We start from the raw sequence: 1,810 nt of genomic DNA, 5'->3' as shown, positions 1-1,810 counted from the left end.
GCAGAACGCGAGTATTACGAAGCTGTTTTTGCGCGTATCCAGGCGGCACCATGGAAAGACCATGTTGTTTTTGATAAACATGGGAATGATGTCCACGAATGGTTACAAAAAATCGGTTATTTATTATCGACGAGTGAATCCGAAAGTTTCCATACCGTTTTGATGGAAGGCATGGCAGCAGGCACAACCCCGTGCTTACTTTCATGGCCTGGCGTCGATACGGTGTACCCGGAGTATTCTATTTTCCAGTCACCAGAAGCTATCGTGGAGTTCATTCAGCACAACACCTTAACGAAAAAGAACCAGCAAATGTATCAAGCATATGCCTATCAATATTTCAATAAAGCCAAGATTTGTCGTGAAATCGAAGCATTGCTGGTAGCGACATTTGAAGGGTGACAAGGAGAGATATGAACGTATGAAAACAGATGTAATCATTGAAAAACTAGCCACAACCGATCTCGGCTATCACGAAGGCATCGCATCGGTGCGCTTCAAAGCCCTGTATTTATTAGAAGCTACGTATGAATATGCGTACTATATTTACCAGGATGGCCACATCATCGAGCGCCAATGGTACGAACCCATCGGTAAAAAGCAAATCACCATCACCTATCAACCAATTCGTAGTGGTGCTTACAAGATGCGTCTCTTTTTAAGGAAAAATGGAGACATTATTATTAACAAACTAACGAACACGCTCAATATCGATACGACGAACAAGCAAACCGTTCAAACCACGCTAGACAAAGAACGCATCTACTATAACGATAACCCGGTGAAATATTTGTTACAACCAGCAAGAACGACATCCGACAAATTACTCATCTCTTTTTCCGGCTTGCACTCCCAAGAATTTAGTGGGGGGCATCCCGTCTATAACCATTTTCGGACACTTTGGCCGTGTGATATTAACAAACTGTTTATCCTAGATGAATACAAAGGCCAGTTTTGTTATTACACGGGTCATAATTGTCAACATGACTATGAACGTTCGGTCATTGCGCTGATTACCACGGTGGCCAATGACCTTGGGATCGCCCCAGAAAACATTATCGCGTCCGGCTCAAGTAAAGGAGGCGCCGCGTCTCTATATTATTCGATGAAATACCATTTTGGGACCGCCATTGTCGGCGCACCACAAGTTTATATCGCGAAGTATCTTAAGCGCCGTGCGATGAAAAATCCGATTATCACCAAAGGCTATAACAACTTAATCGGAGAAGACAAAGCAGCAGGTGAGAAATACTACAACGAACTGATTATGCATCTACTCGAAACCAGCGAACAATGTCCAAAATTCATTTTCCATGTAGGAAAAGGGGATTTTCATTACGAGGAACATTTACAACCATTTTTAAAAAGGTGTGATGCCAAAGGGATCGCCTACGAACTCGACATCCAAGATTACAGCGATCATAACCAGACGGGACAATATTATGCACCATTTTTATTGGAAACCGTATCCAACATCATTAGCAATCAGACGTAGGAAGAAGGGAATCCGGATTGAAAGCAACGATTCAAATTTTAAAAGAGCAGGCCACGCATTGGCATAAAATTATGCGTATTGCGCGGTATGACCAACGCGCGGCATATCAAAGTCACTATTTAGGGATGGTATGGGAAGTACTTAGTCCGACCTTACAAGTGCTGATTTATTATTTCGTGTTTGGGATTCGGATGAATGGCTCCCAGATGATTGAAGGCAATGTGCCATATATCGTTTGGATGCTAATCGGGATCATCCCTTGGTTCTTTATTAGCGGGATTATCGTGTCGGGAGCCAATTCGATTTACGCAAACCTCA

General features: G+C 42.9%; 3 protein-coding genes. All 3 read left to right on the top strand.

All coding sequences use genetic code 11. The features are described from left to right. Positions 1 to 399 (top strand): glycosyltransferase (locus tag PRIP_RS17245; protein ID WP_036102587.1); only part of this gene is annotated, 399 nt, incomplete at its 5' end. Positions 400 to 418: 19 nt separating this feature from the next. Further along, positions 419 to 1,492, top strand: a complete 1,074-nt coding sequence (locus PRIP_RS15765; RefSeq protein WP_036102585.1) for an accessory Sec system protein Asp2 — start codon at positions 419 to 421, stop codon at positions 1,490 to 1,492. Positions 1,493 to 1,509: 17 nt separating this feature from the next. Then, the coding region (locus PRIP_RS15760; RefSeq protein WP_036102583.1) for an ABC transporter permease at positions 1,510 to 1,810 on the top strand (301 nt) is incomplete at its 3' end.

The organism is Paenilisteria riparia FSL S10-1204 (assembly GCF_000525995.1).
Lineage (GTDB): Bacteria > Bacillota > Bacilli > Lactobacillales > Listeriaceae > Listeria_A > Listeria_A riparia.
Note: the sequence above shows the minus strand (reverse complement) of the source record. Positions and strands in the feature narration are given on the sequence as shown.